This window comes from Companilactobacillus crustorum JCM 15951, from assembly GCF_001434585.1.
Taxonomy (GTDB): domain Bacteria; phylum Bacillota; class Bacilli; order Lactobacillales; family Lactobacillaceae; genus Companilactobacillus; species Companilactobacillus crustorum.
Window position 1 is genome coordinate 1 of record NZ_AZDB01000039.1, and the last position, 17,810, is coordinate 17,810.

Genomic DNA, 17,810 nt, shown 5'->3' on the forward strand with positions numbered 1-17,810 from the left:
AGTTCGAATCTCACCTGTGACATAATTATACTTTTAAGTCGTCAGAGTTAATTCTCTGGCGACTTTTTTTATTGTCCTGGAACAGCCACTACATCCGTATCAACAATTCCGAATTGATGAAGCATCTGTGATTCAATCTCTTCCCCCAAACGATAACTATCTTTAACCTCCATATGGGGATCAACTGCAATAACTATATCTAGCGTTACCATATTGCCACTATAGTGAGCATTCAATTCTTCTACTCTAATCACCTCAGACCACTGCTCAATCGCTTGTTTGAACTGTTTTTCTGCCTCAGGATCAAAGTAATCAGCCAAGTTTAGACTGCTTTCACGAAAAATTCTAATTCCCGCAATCAAAATAAATATACCAACGATAATACTAGCAACTCCATCTAGCCAAGCTACTTTAAAAACTAATGCTCCGCCAATAGCAACCATTGTTCCTAAACTCGTCAAAGCATCGCTTAAACTGTCCTGGGCTGCAGCTATTAAAGCCGCATTTTGAAGTTTTCTGCCGCCGGCCCGATTGAACCACCAAACAATCATCATAATTACCATGGCAATTCCCGCTCCTACTAAAGTTATCGGCTTAGGAACCTCTTGGTTAGTTTGATTAATTAAGCTTTTAATACCACCGTAAATAACATTAATTGAGATAGCAATCATTATCAATCCAGTAATCATGGTAAAAACTGTTTCATAATGAAATCTTGTTAATTGCAATCTCTGTCCTGTATTAGATAAATCATCTGGTAATGGCTGTCCTATTAAATCGTCATCGTCCACATCTCGAGCAATAAAAATTCCAATCAACAACAAAACCGCTGAAATTATCCCAGATAAATTATTCAAGGCATCCGCTCTTAAAGTCTGTGAATGACCAACAATTGCTAGATAGAACTCTACAACCGAAATTAGAAAATACGCTAGAACATTAAACCACAGATGATGCTGGGCACTTTTTAACTTACTCAACTCAGTCTTCTGGATCTTTTTCCAAGTAGCTTTTTCCCTTTGACGATGTATTTGTCTTTCTTGCATAATTAACAGCCTCTTTTAATATCTATAACAAGACAATTCTAACAATAAATTTGATTAATAAAAATAAAAAAGTCCCTCCCATAAGTGGAAAGGACTTTCTTCGTTATCGTTGAGGATAGAACTGCAACTTTCGTTGCAAATTTAATATATCATCTGCTAAGCCAAAATTCTATCAATTTACGAAGACGTAAACTAACTGTATTCTAGATTACAATTTTGTTAACAAATGACAATTATTCTTCTATGCACTCATTTTCAATAATTTGTTCATAGCTTCTTCAATTGACTTACCGCATGCAGAAACCCTAGTGTTTTTCTTATCAAATACGGTAAACAATTGCTGCTTAGTATCTAAAGTAACTTTATATCTCATATTGCTTACCTCCAATTAATTATAGTCTCTAATCATACACGCTTTTTATTAAAAATCAATAGAAATAAACAAACTATTTTATTTTCTATAATTAATATAGTTCGGTGTCACCTTTTTAACGTTTCTCAACCAAATTGTCTAAATAATAATATAGGTAAATTTAAGTGAAAAATTAGCTTAACCTAATATAAAGTGAACTTATTCCTTTGAAACAGCATTTTGTTATATTTTCATAATATTAAAAAGCACATGTGGTATAGAATTTATTATCAATAAACTGTTTTAAATAATTTTAGACATCGTAAATTTGTTTAAATATTCTTACTTAATTTGACTTATAGTTCGTATTCTAGCAACAAGCCACTTTATTCTCAAATTATATGTTCCATAAAATAAATGATATCTATATATAACAAACAAAAAGCCAAGTACGCTTAACATACTTGGCTTTCTAGGTAATAACATTAAAAGAACAGTTCCTTACATGCATTGCTTATCGCAATCTTCACATGCTCATATGTTAAACCGCCCTGAATATAAATAATATATGGTTCACGCATTGGTCCATCACAAGAAAATTCAATGCTTGCTCCAGAAACAAAAGTTCCTGCTGCCATGATAACTTGATCTTCATAACCCGACATGGGACTAGGAACGGGTGAAACATTGGAATCAATTGGTGAAAACTTTTGAACTAATTTAGCAAAGCGAACCATCTTATCTGGATCGTTAAACTCAATTGTTTGAATTAAATCAGTACGGTCATCATTCCACTTAGGGGATACATTTAAGCCTAGTTTTTCAAAAATAGCCGCCTCAAAAATAGCTCCCTTAATAGCATTTCCGGTCACTCTTGGTGCCAAAAAGAAGCCTTGGAACATCTCGGCTAAACGTCCGATAGTGGCTCCTTCAGAAGCGCCGATACCGGGGGCTGTCAAACGATAACTGGCTAATTCAACTAAATCTTTCTTACCAACAATGTATCCGCCAACTTTAGCTAGACCACCACCAGCATTCTTAATCAATGATCCTGCCATTAAATCAGCTCCAACTTCAGTTGGCTCTAAAGTTTCAGAAAATTCACCATAACAGTTATCAACAAAAACGATGGCGTTGCTTACTAGTTTAATTTGTCTAATAATTTCGGCAATTTCTTTTACGGTCAAACTCTTTCATGTTGAGTAACCACGTGATCTTTGAATAGCAATAACTTTGGGCTTTTCAGACTTAATCTTTGCCTTCATTGCATCAAAATCAACCTGATTATCCTTCATATCCACATAGTCAAAGCCAATCTTATAATCAATTAAAGATCCCTTTTTATTTCCAGCCGTCCCAATAACTTCCTGCATAGTATCGTATGGCTCTCCAGTGACATACAAAAGGTTGTCTCCTGGACGCAATATGCCAAATAAGGCAGTGGCTAAAGTATGAGTTCCTGAAACAAACTGAGGTCGGACTAAAGCTGCCTCAGTCTTAAATACATCAGCATAGACAGCTTCTAATTGATCACGGCCTCGATCATCATCCCCATAACCAGTTGTCCCTAACAAGCTAGCCTCATCAATACTTTCGTTTCTAAAAGCCTCTAAAAATTTGTTCTGATTGTCTAAAACTTGTTCGTCGATTATTGAAAGCTTTGGAGCAATCATCTTATCAGTTTCTTTAATAACTTGTTTTAACTTATCTGGAAACTGTGCATCCCATTTACTCATCGTGTCCTCCTATAAATTTAATGATTTTTTGTTCAATAATTGCTTGATAATTATTATCATCACTAATATTATACCAATCGACATCCATCTGATTACGGAAATAAGTAAATTGGCGTTTAGCAAAATGACGAGAGTTCTTTTTTATTTCTGTTAAACAATCATCTAATGTAGCCTTCTTCGCAAAATACGGAAAAAGTTCTTTATAGCCAATGCCATTTTTAGCTTGTGGAAAATTATCTTGATGGTCATAAACATACTTCGCTTCGTCAAGCAGTCCCGATTCAACCATTTGATCTACTCGTCGATTAATCCGATCGTATAGTTTAGGGCGATCATCAGTTAAGCCGACTAAATAAAAATCAGCCCATTTTTGTCCATTATGTTGCTTTAAAATTGATTGACCAGTAGTTCTGATAACTTCAATAGCACGAATTAATCTACGAGAATTATCAATATCAATCTTTTCATACGCCAGTGGATCTTCACGTTGCAGAATTTCTTGCAGCTGTTTTTTTTGTCCAGCTTGTTCTAATTGCATTAATTCTTTTCTAGTTTGACTATTGCTGTCTGATTGTCCGCCTAAATTCAAATTATTAGTCAATGAGCTTAAATAAAAGCCAGTCCCTCCAACTACTAATGGTAATTTATTCTGCTCAGACAACTCTTTTATGACGTTTTTAGCACGGGCTTGAAAATCTTTTACTGTATAGCGCTGATCAGGATCGCAGATATTCACTAAATGATGCGGCACAGCTGCCAATTCTGCAGGTGAATCCTTGGCAGTCCCAATATCTAGATGACGATAAATCTGCATCGAATCGCCTGAAATTATCTCACCATTGAACTTTTTAGCTAATTTTAAACCCAGCGCACTTTTACCAACAGCCGTTGGTCCTACAATTGCAACAACTTTTCTCAAAAAATTACCTCTCTTAGACAGTCTTTTATAGATATTTTAATGGAAATAAGCCATAATGAGAATAAAGACAGGAGGAATTATATTATGGCTAAAAAACAAAAACACTTACGTTTTGTTAAAGGATTTCTTGTTGGTTCATTAACAACTGCTACTGCAGTTTATGGTGCTTTACATGCATTCAAAAAACAAGTCATTGAACCTGAAAATGAAGAAAACGATCGTATCGAGGCTAACCGTAGACGTGCCAATCGTAAAAGCTTGCAAGCACATCAAGGCTAAATCGATATCTTAAAATTTAACTATACTAAAAAATGCTGTGTCAGAAATTTTCTGCACAGCATTTTTTTATATCTTAGTGGTCTTCTTAGTCTTGCCTTCCCAATCGGAAAAACGATCCTCCAACCACTTAACATCATTAAAGCCCCATTTTTTTTGCATCTTAAGAGCTGCACGGATACATATATTCTTATTATCTCCGTAAAGATAAACAGGAAGATCAGGACGCAACTCACCTTCATTGTACTTTAATTGAGTATATGGAAGGCTTCTTGCACCTAAAATATGTTTAGCATCGAATGCATTTTTCTCTCTTAAATCCACAATTTGAGCTTTTCTCATTGTTTCCTCAAAAGTCTTTTGGTCCAATGAGCCATTCATTTGTCTACCTTTTAATCGGAAGTAGAGCCATGAGCCTACCCAATAAATCAAAAATCCTATTACAATAACATACAAAACCGCATTTAAAACTTGCATCAATAAAAACCCCTAATCAACTTTAATCAATGAAGCAGCACCAATAACACCGGCACCATTACCAAGACTAGCTAGTCTTAGTTCAGTTGAAGCTTTGATAGTAGCAAATTCATTCTTACGCATAGCGGCATCTACTTTGTTAAGTAGGAAGTCACCAGCGGCAGAAACACCACCACCAATAACAACATATTTAGGATTCAATGTATTAGCAATATTACCTAATACAAATCCAAGTGATTCACAAACATAATCAGCAACGATCATAGCTAGATCATCATTTTCTTTAGCTAAGTCAAAAACATCTTTAGCTGAAATATCTTGACCATCATCAAGCATGGCCTTCAATTCTGAACTACCAGCATACTCTGAAGCACGATCTCTGGCTACACGTACGATACCAGTAGCTGAAGCGATTGTTTCCAAACAGCCTCTCTTGCCACAAGTACACATGAAACCATTAGGATCTACAGTCACGTGACCGATCTCACCAGCAGCACCATTAGCACCTTGAACTAGTTGACCGTTAAGAATAATTCCGCCACCAACACCAGTTCCTAGTGTTACAAAGACAACATCCTTAGCGTTGTTACCAGCACCTTGCCATCTTTCGCCAAGAGCTGCAACATTTGCATCATTTTCAATTGTTACAGGCAAGCCTGTTCCTTTTTCAATATCACGTACTGGATAAACTGAATCTGTCCAGTTAAGGTTATAAGCACCCTTGATCGTGCCATTTTCATGATCGATTGTACCAGGAGAACCAAGTCCAATTCCATCAAATTGGTCAGAAGTCATGCCGTACATCTCGATATGATGATTAATTGAATCAATAATATCAGGGATAATCAACTGTCCATCAGATAGAATATTTGTTTCAATACTCCACTTTTGTTGAATCTCACCTTTATCAGTAAGAATAGCAAATTTAATTGTTGTACCACCAAGGTCAACACCGATTAACTTTTTGTCTGTCACTTTGATCTGTCCTTTTCTTCTTCTTTTTTCTCTTCTTTTCTGTGCTCACGTTTTAAGACCAATTGAGCATTAATAAAAGTCTTTTTGTCGATTAATCCGTCTTCGTACAAGCGTTTAACCTCAATGAACATAAGCTCTATATCCCACATTCTTTTACCGAGATGGACAAACGTTCCAAATCGCTTGAGCAATTGCTGCACATCATAGAGGGTTCTAAAGCTCATATTATCCATAAACTATCATACCCTTTACATACATAAAATAAGAAATAACGACAACGATTACTATAGCCAAAATTCGTAAGATCATTTTAGGGCGATTTATTCTTGGTATACCTAACGCATACCCTAGCAACAAACCACCAATAGCACCGCCTATGTGGCCCCAAATATCAATACCTGACATAGTTAGATCCATCAACAAGTTAACGACGATCAGACCTAAGAAACTTTTACCTAATTCCGTCAAAAAACGATTTTCTCGATAAATTAATGCCAAAGCTAAAAAGGCTCCAAACATCCCAAATAACGAGGTACTAGCACCAGCGGACAAAGCATTATTAGCTCCAAAAGCAAAACTAGCTAAATTACCTGTAATCCCACTCAGTACGTACAAAATTAAAAATCGCCAATGACCTATCATCGGCTCTAATACTTGACCGACATATAACAGTGTAAACCCATTCATGAAAATATGGAAGATACCAATGTGTAAAAACATCGGTGTTATTAAGCGCCACCACTGACCTTCCTGAATCAAACTATTAGTCTTTGCCCCTAAAAGAATCAATGTATTAAGATTTTGTGAACCACCAAGCAACGACTCTACCAAAAACATGGCTACAGTTACTAGGAGTAGCAGCCAAGTTACATATGATTTACTCTGTCTATTGAATAGCTGCATCTTGTTCACTCTTCGAGACAATTATTTTATCAATTGGTTTATCTAAAACATAAACTGGCCAGACTGTATCTTGATAATATTGTTCAGATAGGGCTAGAGATACTGTTTTAGTTGGATATTTAGCCAAATAACGATCGAAATAACCAGCACCGGACCCTAAACGGTTATTATCAGCCGAATAAGCCAGTCCAGGAACAATCATTAGATTGGGAGGATCTAAAACATCACTTTGATAATCTTTCGGTTCTTTAATACCAAAGTAATTTTCCTCCAATTCAGTATCATTAGTATATTTAACAAATGTCATTGAGTAATCAGAAAAAGTTTTAGGAATATAAACTTCCTTCCCCATTTCCCAACATTGATTAATGATTGGAAAAGTTGGAATTTCATGATTTTTACTCAATGTAATACCAATACTAGACGCATTTTGAAAATCCAAATAATTAAACAACTGAAAATAAAGATCATTGATCTCTTTTTGAGCTTTATCGGATTTCATAAAATCACTAACAAGGTCAATTTGTTTTTTTCTAAAGCTTACCTTATCCAACTAAACACTCCCTTAGTAAAAAAAAACAACAGGGGTTTTAACCTGTTGTTTATTTTGTTTCACGATGCAATGTAACAGTACGTTCGCGTGGACAATATTTCTTAAGTTCAAGGCGATCTGGATTGTTACGCTTGCTCTTGTTTGTTAGATATGTACGTTCATGACATGAAGTACATTCCATTGTAATATTTACTCTCATATTGGAATATCCTTTCATAATACTTAACTAAATTCAACTAATTAAATATATCATTTTTTCGCATATTTTAAAAGGCCAAATTCAGATTATTTCTGACCTGTCATCTTATAATAGTCCGTATAAATTTGATGAGCGAGCAAGTTTGGATAACTTCCGTCCTCACTTGTCAAATTAGGAAATACAATAGCCATGGCAACGTTAGGATCATCATAAGGACCAAAACTTACCAAACTAGTTGTAATTGTTTCAGGAGGATCAGAACTAGGATTATCAGGATCATAATAGAATGATTGAGCCGTACCAGTTTTAGCTGCAACAGCCGGAGACAAATCTGCTAATTTAGTAGCTGTAGTCCAGTAGCCACTACCATGAACAGCTTCATACATTCCCTTCTTAACAACATTCAATTCATCTTGAGTAACACCAACACGATTCAAGACCGAAGGCTTAGTAACAGATGTTAAAGCACCCTTAGTCCCATCATCTTTAGTCTTTTGAATAGATTGAACAACATAAGGTTTCAAACGATAACCACCGTTGGCAATTGTCGAAATATATTGTGCCATTTCAATCAATGTATAAGCATCATAGTTTCCGTAAGACAAATCCAGTGCAGAACCGGTTTTCAACTTACCTTCACTAGTGAGTGTAGAACCTTCAATACCCTTTGTTTCACCAGAAATATCAATTCCGGTTTTGACGCCTAAACCAAATTGGTTAAAGTAACCACGCAATTTAGAGAAGATATCTGAATCCATAGTTAATTCTTCGTTAGGAACGTATTTAGCGTTTCCTTCCTTCATAGCCAAATTCATCATATAAATATTAGATGAATATTGAAGTGCTTGAACGGCACCTAGACTACTGAAAGTACCAGCTGGATAAACAGACTTCTTAACAGGTGAACCTGGCAAATAGATTGGATCATCAGCTTGAGTATTGTTTTCAGGTGTAATAACGCCATCCATCAAGGCACCCAAAACCGTGGCACCTTTAACCGCTGAACCCATAACAAAGGTTCTATTGATAACGCCCAAAGCATCTTCACTAGTCTTACCGGTCTTAGGATTATTATGAATCCCCGCCATCGCTAAAATAGCTCCGGTCTTAGGATTTAAAACAACCGCATAGGCCCCATCAGAATATTGAGTTATTCCAGCAGCTTTAGCAGAACTGTACTGTTCTTCCAAATCTGCTTGAACTTTCTTTTGGAACTTAGAGTCAATTGTTAAGTTAAGATTGCCACCCTTTTGACCCTTGTAAAGCACTGTACTCTTTTTAATTTGATTATTAGAGCCAATTTGTACTTGACGTTGACTCTTAGTACCAGAAAGAATTGATTCATAATTCTTCTCTAGATAACTAGTACCGACACGATCATTTCGTGAGTAGCCAGCTGCTAGCATTGAATTAATTTCATCATCAGGAATACCTTGTTGTTCAGTTGAAACTCCACCAATAATACTTGCAATTGACTTACCCTGTGGATAATCACGATCCCAATTACTACCAATACTGATACCCGGTAACTCGGTTAAATGTTCACTCACTTCAGCAATTTCCCGGGCTGTAAGATTTTTATCCTTCAAAAAAACTGTTGAAAGTGAATAAGCCGAACTCATCTTTTTAAATAAAGTTGCCCGTTGAAGGTCTTTATTATTTAAATGAATACCTTGTTGCTCGACATACTTAACTTCATTAGCATAAATTTTATTAGCAGACAAAGCATCGCCATTTGAATCAACACGGTAAGACTTAGGCATCTGTTTAGTAACTTGTGCTGATTTATTAGGAGCTGACAAAATATAATCAGCTTTATCTCGACTTGTTAGATCAGTTGGCTCCACTGTAATATATTTTGTCAATCTGTTAACAATTGTATAAATATCTGACGACTTAACGCTCCCACCTTTTGTATAGGTAATAGCATTAGACGTTGAATTTCCAACCAGTAGTCTACCCTTTGCGTCGTAGATCATTCCACGTGGTACACTGCCTGTCATTACTGTCTTATCTGTTCGGTCAACCTCAGCTTGAAACTTACCTCCATAAACGATCTGAAGATAAGCTAACTGTGCGACTAACATTGCGAATAGAACAAAGACAATAAAAAAAAGCAGGTTTAGACGAAATGGAATAGTAGACTTCGCTTGACTACCTGTTCTTTTCTTTATTATATCCAGTATTCTTCTCATATTTATCCTTCAAAAAAATCGAAAAATTATTCATTCGATTTAAAAATATACTTAGGTCCATCGAGGTCAGGATCATATTCAACTAACAAATCATATCTGGCAAAAAACCAAGTATCGCTGTCAGTTATATAATAACTTACACCATCGATCACTGTACTTGCCACTGGATCAACCGGTTTTTCTTTGCGCATTGCAATTGAAAAGCCTTCATGAACCATTGTCTTTCCATAGACCTTACCATAAAAATGTACACCATCACCGGGTACTAAGTCCAACTCTTCTTTAAACCATTGTGCTGCTCTGTCAGTTAATTCAATCTTCATTATGCCCACCTCAATATTTTTCTAAGATAAACATAGCAGAAAACGTATTCATTAAGCAACTTCAACGGCTTTAACAGTAACCTCATAACTGCCAACAGGAGTTTCAACAGTTACTACATCACCTGTATGTTTTCCTAGCAAAGCTTTAGCAATTGGAGAATCATTTGAAATTTTACCATTATCAGGGTCAGATTCGGAAGCACCAACAATCGTATAAATATCAGGTTCCTCTCCGTCTTCTTGAACTGTAACCTTTTTACCAATAGAAACTTCATCGTGAGCCACTTCGTCAGCATCAATGACTTTAGCGTATTGCAATTGTTCGATAATTTGAGAAATACGTGATTCAACGACACTTTGTTCATCTTTTGCAGAAGTATATTCAGAATTCTCAGAAAGATCACCAAAACTTCTAGCAATCTTGATACGATTAATAACTTCTGGACGCTTTACTTTTTTTAGATTTTCTAATTCTTCTTCTAGCTGTTTTTTACCTTCAGCTGTCATTGGATAACTTCTATCTGCCATTTTTATAACTTCCTTTTATTATTCTAATTTCAAAATGTCATCTAATCGAGATTGATTAGATGACATTTATTTTTCTATCTACAATTATACATTATTGACCTGTCGTTGCATATCTACTGTTATGCTCTGCCAAAGTATGTGAATAAGTAATCTTACCTGTCTTCAAGTTAGCGAAGAAGTAGAGGTAATTCTCATCTCTATCACTTGGATTCAAGGTTGCCTCAATTGAATCCAAACTTGGAGTGTTAAATGGTCCAGGACCATAACCTGTATTCTTATACAAGTTATAAGGCGACTTCACACTCGTATCTTTGTTAGTCAACTTAGTTTTGTGCGTATTTAAAGCATACATAACTGAAATATCAGATTGCAAAGGCATATTAATTGCCAAACGGTTATAGAAGACACCAGCAATCTTCTTACGATTCTTAGTGTCCAACCCTTCACGTTCGACCAACGATGCAATTGTCAAAACTTGTTGAACTGTATAGCCCTTTTCCTTGATAGTTGCATAATAAGGCTGCAATTTATTATTCTCATTTTCAACCATTTGCTCAACTAATTCTTTCATAGTCATACCCTTGTAAACACTATATGTTGCAGGGAACAAATAACCTTCTAGATGATATCTAACATTCTTTTTGGCCATTGTTGAATCGAGTAATTCAGGATATTTCTTTTGAAGCTGCTTCATGAAGGATTCATCTTTCATTAGCTTCAAGAAATCCTTCTTTTTAAACTTCAAAGTACTCTTTGTTCCGCTCTGAATAGCATCACCAACTTGATCGATCGTAATACCTTCACGAACTAAGACTGTGTCGCCTGAATTAGTACTTGCTGGCAACTCAGCACTTCCACCCTTTTGCAATTGTTTGACAACGGTACTAACATCCCATGATGGCTTAAATTTGTAGTAACCGGCTTGGAAATCATTATAATTTTGCGCTTTAATATAAAAATTAAAGACGGTAGCACTTTTAATAACCTTGTCTTTTTCAAGAGTTTTAGCGATTTCTTTGCTAGAAGAACCGATTGGAATCTTAACGACGATTTCTTCTTTGCTATTCGCATTATATGGTTGTAATGAACTGTTTACATAATTGAAACCAATGATAGCAACAACGATTGCTAAGACGGCAATCACACCGACAATCCAGTAAGCAATGTGATTAGCTACTGTCCGTTCTTCGGCTCGAGTCTTCATCTTATCATCTGATTCTTGCTTCAATGCTTCTTTTTTATCATCCTTTTGGCTCAAGACACAGCCTCCCGAGTTAATTTATTAGAATTATACCATTAGTTTTGGAATAATTATCTAATTTCCACATTAAATTTTTGAACCAAACTGTCTTTTACATGTGCAAAAGCTTTTTCTACTTCTTCATCTGTCAAAGTATTATCAGGATTCAAAAATACTAAATGATATCCAAGTGACTTATGATTTGGCTTGATATTCTTACCTTCATATACATCGAAGATATTAACATCATGCAAGTATTTGCCACCGTTAGCAAAAATATCATTGATAATTTGACCATTTTCAATATCATTTCCAATCAAAATAGCTAAATCACGTGTCACTGATGGATACTTAGGAGCACTTTGAGCTTTAACATTCTTCTTATTCAAGTTGAATAAATCTATAACATTTAATTCAAAAACAAAAGTATCATCAATATTGTGTTCTTTTTGATAATCTGGATGCAACTTACCAACTAAGCCGACTACCTGATCATTAGCCCTAATTTGAGCTGTTTGGCCTGGATGCATATTAGAATATTGATCCGTCGCTACGAATGTGAAATTAGCATCAGCATTGGTAAATGACAATAATTCCTCAACGATTCCTTTGATGTAATAGAAATCGACCTTTCTTGGCTCTGAATTCCAAGAATCCTCGACTACATTACCACTAATTGCACCAGAAATATATGGTATTTCATTAGGACGATCTTGACCAGTTAAACGATCAAAAACTCTAGCCTGTTCAAAAATACTTAAATCATTATTCTTACGAGCTTGATTATAAGCAATATTACGAACCAAGCCAGGAATCAAACTATTACGTAAATATTCATGGTCTTCAGTCATTGGATGCAATAATTTAGTATATTCACTGCCAATTGTATTGAAATCTTCAACTTCTTGCTTATTAAGCAATGAGAAGTTGATTACTTCATCCATACCTTCGCCTAATAAAATATCACGTAATTTATTGCCTAATTCACGTTCTGGACTATAACCACCACGAGTTTCCATTCCAGCAGGTAAAGTATTAGGTAAGTTAGCATAACCATAAATTCGGTTAACTTCTTCTACAAGATCAGCTTCGATAGTCATATCCCAACGACGAGTTGGAATAGTAACAGTAACCTCATCACCGACCAATTGAGTTTCAAAACCTAAGCGGTCAAAAATATTATTAATTTCAGTTACTGACAAATTTAATCCCATTAAATGATTAATATGGGCAATGCTTCCTTTAATCACAATTGGTTCAGCCTTAGTAAAGTTACCGACAATTTCTTGAGAAATGGCTTCAACCGGACTGTCATTGGTAATCAATTGGGCCACACGAGTCAAGGCTTCAGAAACAATACCATTGTCAACGCCTTTTTCAAAACGACTAGAAGCATCGCTACGAAGATCATGTCTTTGAGCAGTCTTACGAACAGATGCACCATCAAAAACTCCAGCTTCTAGCAAGACATTCTTAGTATTTTCATCAACTGTAGCGTTCGAGCCATTAATAACACCTGCTAAGCCTAGGACTTTATCTCCTGAAGCAATCACGATGTCGTTATGGTTCAAAGCCTTTTCGTCATCAATTAATTGTAATTTATCACCATCTTGAGCCATTTTAACTGTTAAACTACTATTTTCTAGTTTATCCAAATCATAGACTTGAACTGGCTGTCCATATTCAATCATGACATAGTTGGCAGCATCGACAATGCTGTTGACTGGACGAATATTTTGATTCCATAGTCTTCTTTGCATCCACAAAGGACTCTTTGTAACTTTGACATCTTTCAACTCACGAATTAAATAATCTGGCACCAAGTCTTTAACTTTAACATCAACCGTTACATCATTCATATCTTTAATTTTGCCGCTATCAAGTTCTGGCTTTTTGAAAACTGGCTTTTCGTTATATGTGGCACCAATTTCCCAAGCTGCTCCATGCATGCCCAATGTATCAGCACGGTTAGGCGTGATATCAATATCAATCATTTGATCCTTCAAACCTAGTAAGTCATAAACCGCTGTACCTGGTGTTTGGGGTTCGTCAAAAACATAAATTCCATTTTCAAATTCTTTAGGCATATATTTAGCTGGCACACCAACTTCATCAAGTCCACAAATCATACCGTTTGATTCTTGACCACGTAATTTACCACGTTTGATTCGTACACCATTAGGTAAGTGAGCACCATGCATTGCTACTATTACATATTGATCAACTGAAACATTAGGAGCACCACAGACAATTTGAATCTCTGCACTCTCTCCTACATCAACCTGACAAACCTTCAAATGATCTGAATCTGGATGTGGTTCAACTTTAGTAATATGTCCGACAACCAAATCAGTCAATTCTTCGCCTAATCTCACCGGACTAGATTCAATTCCAGTAAGAGATATTTTATCAGCCATTTCCTCAACTGTATGATCAACAGGAATATATTCTTTTAACCAATTAACAGAAATCTTCATTATCTTAATTTACTCCTTTGAATTGTTCTAGAAATCTAACGTCATTTAGATAGAAATCACGAATATCGTTGATTCCATATTTAAGCATGGCGAAACGTTCTGGGCCAAGGCCAAAAGCCATCGCACTGTATTCTTTAGGATCGATTCCTGACATTTTTAGGACATTAGGGTGTGTTAGCCCTGCACCTAAAACTTCAATCCAACCTGTGTATTTACAAATACGGCATCCTTCGCCACCACAGTTGAAACACGAAACATCAACTTCAACAGATGGTTCAGTAAATGGGAAGTAACTAGGACGAAAACGAATTTCACGATCAGCCCCAAATACGTGACGACATAAGGCATCCAAAGTACCTTTTAAATCAGCCATACTGATATTTTTATCAACTACTAATCCTTCAATTTGATGGAATTGATGAGAATGAGTTGCGTCATCATCATCACGACGATAAACCACACCAGGAGAAATCATTTTCAAAGGACCCTTAGTAAAATCATGGGCTTCCATATCCCGTCCTTCTTGTGCAGACGTTTGAGTTCTCATCAACAATTCATCTGATAAATAGAAAGTATCTTGCATATCGCGAGCCGGGTGATCCTTGGGGATATTCAATCTTTCAAAATTATAATGATCTTCTTCAACCTCATAGCCACCAGCTACTTCATAACCCAAACCGATGAAAAATTGTTCGATATCTTCAATTGTCTGATTCAAGATATGTTTAGTTCCTTGAGATTGTTTTGTTGCTGGCAAAGTAACATCAATCGTTTCTTCTTCCAGCTTTTTAGCAACTAAACGTTTGTTAAGCTCGGCCATCTTCTCTTCAATAGCTGCTTGAATATCTTTTTTCACATTATTAGCTAAAGTTCCGATTTCTGGACGTTGTTCAGCTGGAACATCCTTCATACCGCGTAAAGCCTTAGTAATCGGACCTTTTTTACCTAAAAGATTAACCCTCAAGTCATTTAGTTCTTGAAGTCTTTCAGCACGTTTGGCTTCATCAATACCATTTTCTCTTAAATTTTTTAACGTATCATTTAATGACATTGTTTTCCTCCTAATTGCAATTGATCTGTTTTAACTTTTTAAAATCATTTAATATACAAAAAAAGTCCCCATCCCTAAAAAAAGGGACGAGGACTCGCGGTACCACCCTAGTTCACGCTAAAAAAGCATGCACTCAAGTAGTTATATAGTAACTAACTTAAAACTCGGAAAGTGAATTCGCTATTTCTTTCATCAAACCTTTTTCAGTGAACGGTTCTTCCTGTCATGAATTCCATAGTTACTATTTTTCGTCAATGTTTAAATATTATTTATATAACGATTATACAAAAACTAAAAAGTTTCGCAAGTTTTATAGTGATTGTAATCCATACATTAAAACGCCAGCAGCAACTGCTACGTTGAGTGATTCAGCTTTTCCTAAAATAGGGATATAAATATTTTCGTCAGTCTCATTCAAAACATCCTGAGTAATTCCATGAGCTTCATTACCCATAATTAAAGCAAAATCATCAATCTTGTCCAATTCAGTATATGGCTTAGCCTGAGCATTAACCTCAGAACCATAAATCTTCAATTGTGACTTTTTAGCCAAATTAATGGCACGATTAATATCCATTCGATAAATTGGCAAATGAAATTGACTGCCTTGCATTGAACGTTGTACCTTAGGTTGATAAAAATCAGCCGTATCCAAACTAGTGATTACGCCATCATAACCAGCAGCATCTGCAGTTCTAACAATTGTTCCAACATTGCCAGGGTCTTGAACGTCATCTAACATAACCCATTTACCAGAAAGTTCATTGACATCATCGCCTGCTTGAACTTTGATTACGGCAAAAATACCCTGTGGTGTCTTTGTCTCTGACAATTCATTGGCAACATCTTCTGAAACTACTGTCGCAATTTCACGGTATTTTTTAACTAAACGGTCTTCTTCGTACTTTTCAGTTACAAAAAGTTTCACAAATTCTTGTTCATATTGATCGGCTTCACGTACTAAATGAAAACCTTCAATCATGTAAGTACCAGTCTTACGAATATTTTTTGTAGCAGATAATTTTTTTAGCTGCTTAATTTCATCGTTCTTCTTTGACTCAATATATTTCATATGATCCATCCCTCTTGTTCTATAATATAGATATTAACACATTCAAAGATTTGAGGTGATCAGTTATGAAACATCTTTCTATTAATGTTAATGGTTTAGTTCAAGGCGTTGGCTTTCGGTACTCTACTTTTCAAGTAGCACAAGAATTAAATATTACCGGAACTGTTAAAAACGAATTAGATGGTTCTGTTTCAATTGAGGCCGAGGGAGATCAAAAAGTCCTTTATGTTTTTTTAAACCGCGTAAAATCTTCCCCTTCTCCCTTTGGAAAAGTAACCAAAATGGACTATACTTTTTCTGACGACTTACAACATTACGAGAAATTTACTGTGATTGGTTGAAACGTCAAATGAGTTAACGTATATTACTTTGTATACGATTAAAAGGGTGGTTTATTAAGTGAATAAAAAATACGTCAAATATTTATCAGTACTGTCATTAGTTTTAGTACTGACACTAGTTTTGACGGGGTGTGCACAAGGCTCGGCTAATTTACATGCTCCAACTAGTGGGCCATATGGATTTATCTATAAATGGCTGGGAATTCCTTTCCAAAACTTGATTCTAAAAACAGCACAAGCAGTCGGTGGCAAAAATGCTTACGCTTGGGGAATTGTTATCATTTCCTTCGTTGTTCGTCTAATTCTTGTTCCGTTGTCATTGAATCAACAATATAAGTCAACGACTCAACAAGAAAAAATGCGTGCTATTCAACCACAGTTAAAGATGGTTCAGGAAGCTCAAAAGAAAGCTAAAGGTCCTGAAGCTCAACAAAAAATCAGTGGTTTGATGATGGATGTCTACAAAAAGAACAATATGAGTTTAACCGGTGGTCTAGGATGTTTGCCACTGTTACTACAAATGCCTATTTTGATTGGTATCTATCAAGCGGTGCAATATTCTAAACAAATTGGTGCCGCTACATTCTTATCAATTCCTTTGGGTAAACCAAGTATGTTGATTGCTATTATTGCCACTTTGTTCTATCTAGTACAAGGTTGGATGTCACTTCAAATCGTACCTCAGGAACAAAGAAAACAAATGCAAACAATGATTATCATGAGTCCTATGATGACCTTCTTCATTTCTTTGATTTCTACAGCCGCACTAGCACTTTACTTCCTAGTCGGTGGTATTGTAATTGTCATTCAACAATTGATCACTAACTATATCGTTACTCCTAGAATTAGAAAAAGTACCGATGCCGAGTTAGCTAAGAATCCGGTCAAAGTTGTTGTTACTCAAGAATTGATCGACAGTATTTTAAATGATTCTACTACTACTTCAAGTGCAAGCAATGCTACAACATCTACCAATTCAGTTGCTAAAGAAGAAAAAACTGAATTGCATAAGAATATTCGTGAATTAAATAAGGGTAAACAAAAATGTGATAAGTAACAAAAAAAACAGCTATAAATTCATAGCTGTTTTTTTATGCAGTAAATTAAATAATATAATTTGGGCTGTTCGTCAAATCAAGTTGATGGC

The 17,810-nt window shown here is 35.6% G+C and carries 19 protein-coding genes and 1 pseudogene; 3 read left to right on the plus strand and 17 right to left on the minus strand.

The genetic code is table 11. From position 1 onward, the window contains the following. Positions 1-68 precede the first annotated feature (68 nt). From FD26_RS09190 to miaA, 4 genes and pseudogenes are all read right to left on the minus strand, one after another. Complete coding sequence (locus tag FD26_RS09190) at positions 69-1,046, minus strand: cation diffusion facilitator family transporter (RefSeq protein WP_057868136.1); 978 nt, start codon at positions 1,044-1,046, stop codon at positions 69-71. A gap of 241 nt (positions 1,047-1,287) precedes the next feature. Beyond that, the gene (locus FD26_RS11385) at positions 1,288-1,419 is read right to left on the minus strand and encodes a hypothetical protein (protein ID WP_257787252.1); all 132 of its coding nucleotides are present in this window, start codon (positions 1,417-1,419) and stop codon (positions 1,288-1,290) included. Positions 1,420-1,883: 464 nt separating this feature from the next. Beyond that, positions 1,884-3,134, minus strand: a pseudogene (locus FD26_RS09195) (methionine gamma-lyase family protein). After that, positions 3,127-4,053 carry a tRNA (adenosine(37)-N6)-dimethylallyltransferase MiaA gene (gene miaA / locus FD26_RS09200; protein WP_057868137.1) on the minus strand — a complete coding sequence of 309 codons (927 nt, stop codon included), beginning with the start codon at positions 4,051-4,053 and terminating at the stop codon, positions 3,127-3,129. Before miaA ends, FD26_RS09195 begins: the two are co-directional and overlap by 8 nt. Before the next feature lie 84 nt (positions 4,054-4,137). Here miaA and FD26_RS09205 point away from each other — a divergent pair, with 84 nt between their 5' ends. Then, a complete protein-coding gene (locus tag FD26_RS09205; protein ID WP_057868138.1) occupies positions 4,138-4,332 on the plus strand; it encodes a DUF3042 family protein in 195 nt (64 codons plus the stop codon). A gap of 66 nt (positions 4,333-4,398) precedes the next feature. Here FD26_RS09205 and FD26_RS09210 read toward each other — a convergent pair whose 3' ends face one another. The 13 genes from FD26_RS09210 to FD26_RS09265 all read right to left on the minus strand — a co-directional run bounded on the left by FD26_RS09210 (position 4,399) and on the right by FD26_RS09265 (position 16,322). Beyond that, on the minus strand, positions 4,399-4,806 hold the full coding sequence (locus tag FD26_RS09210; protein ID WP_057868139.1) for a rhodanese-like domain-containing protein: 408 nt from the start codon (positions 4,804-4,806) through the stop codon (positions 4,399-4,401). A 12-nt stretch (positions 4,807-4,818) separates the two neighbouring features. Further along, positions 4,819-5,781, minus strand: coding sequence for an ROK family glucokinase (locus FD26_RS09215; RefSeq protein WP_057868140.1), 963 nt, complete (start codon positions 5,779-5,781; stop codon positions 4,819-4,821). Continuing rightward, positions 5,778-6,014 carry a YqgQ family protein gene (locus tag FD26_RS09220; protein ID WP_082596277.1) on the minus strand — a complete coding sequence of 79 codons (237 nt, stop codon included), beginning with the start codon at positions 6,012-6,014 and terminating at the stop codon, positions 5,778-5,780. The genes FD26_RS09215 and FD26_RS09220 overlap by 4 nt, the downstream gene beginning before the upstream one ends. Next, on the minus strand, positions 6,007-6,684 hold the full coding sequence (locus tag FD26_RS09225) for a rhomboid family intramembrane serine protease (RefSeq protein ID WP_057868141.1): 678 nt from the start codon (positions 6,682-6,684) through the stop codon (positions 6,007-6,009). Before FD26_RS09225 ends, FD26_RS09220 begins: the two co-directional genes overlap by 8 nt. Further along, a complete protein-coding gene (locus FD26_RS09230) occupies positions 6,668-7,237 on the minus strand; it encodes a 5-formyltetrahydrofolate cyclo-ligase (protein WP_057868142.1) in 570 nt (189 codons plus the stop codon). Before FD26_RS09230 ends, FD26_RS09225 begins: the two co-directional genes overlap by 17 nt. Before the next feature lie 49 nt (positions 7,238-7,286). Beyond that, complete coding sequence (rpmG, locus tag FD26_RS10910; RefSeq protein ID WP_075887565.1) at positions 7,287-7,436, minus strand: 50S ribosomal protein L33; 150 nt, start codon at positions 7,434-7,436, stop codon at positions 7,287-7,289. Between the two features lie 86 nt (positions 7,437-7,522). After that, a complete protein-coding gene (locus FD26_RS09235) occupies positions 7,523-9,619 on the minus strand; it encodes a peptidoglycan D,D-transpeptidase FtsI family protein (RefSeq protein WP_371862027.1) in 2,097 nt (698 codons plus the stop codon). Between the two features lie 38 nt (positions 9,620-9,657). Continuing rightward, positions 9,658-9,954, minus strand: a complete 297-nt coding sequence (locus tag FD26_RS09240; protein WP_057868144.1) for a HesB/YadR/YfhF family protein — start codon at positions 9,952-9,954, stop codon at positions 9,658-9,660. A 51-nt stretch (positions 9,955-10,005) separates the two neighbouring features. Beyond that, a complete protein-coding gene (gene greA, locus FD26_RS09245; RefSeq protein ID WP_057868145.1) occupies positions 10,006-10,482 on the minus strand; it encodes a transcription elongation factor GreA in 477 nt (158 codons plus the stop codon). 91 nt (positions 10,483-10,573) lie between these two features. Then, a complete protein-coding gene (gene mltG, locus FD26_RS09250; RefSeq protein WP_057868152.1) occupies positions 10,574-11,686 on the minus strand; it encodes an endolytic transglycosylase MltG in 1,113 nt (370 codons plus the stop codon). 107 nt (positions 11,687-11,793) lie between these two features. Further along, positions 11,794-14,199, minus strand: a complete 2,406-nt coding sequence (gene pheT / locus FD26_RS09255) for a phenylalanine--tRNA ligase subunit beta (RefSeq protein ID WP_057868146.1) — start codon at positions 14,197-14,199, stop codon at positions 11,794-11,796. 4 nt (positions 14,200-14,203) lie between these two features. Then, positions 14,204-15,250 (minus strand): phenylalanine--tRNA ligase subunit alpha, encoded by a 1,047-nt coding sequence (gene pheS / locus FD26_RS09260; protein WP_057868147.1) that lies wholly within the window; start codon positions 15,248-15,250, stop codon positions 14,204-14,206. 310 nt (positions 15,251-15,560) lie between these two features. Next, positions 15,561-16,322, minus strand: coding sequence for a TrmH family RNA methyltransferase (locus FD26_RS09265; RefSeq protein ID WP_057868148.1), 762 nt, complete (start codon positions 16,320-16,322; stop codon positions 15,561-15,563). A 65-nt stretch (positions 16,323-16,387) separates the two neighbouring features. Between FD26_RS09265 and FD26_RS09270 the strand changes: the two genes are divergently transcribed. Together FD26_RS09270 and yidC are read left to right on the plus strand one after the other, a co-directional pair. Then, entirely contained in the window at positions 16,388-16,663 is a 276-nt protein-coding gene (locus FD26_RS09270) for an acylphosphatase (RefSeq protein WP_057868149.1), read from the plus strand. 58 nt (positions 16,664-16,721) lie between these two features. Then, positions 16,722-17,720, plus strand: a complete 999-nt coding sequence (gene yidC / locus FD26_RS09275; protein ID WP_057868150.1) for a membrane protein insertase YidC — start codon at positions 16,722-16,724, stop codon at positions 17,718-17,720. The last annotated feature ends 90 nt before the right edge of the window (positions 17,721-17,810 follow it).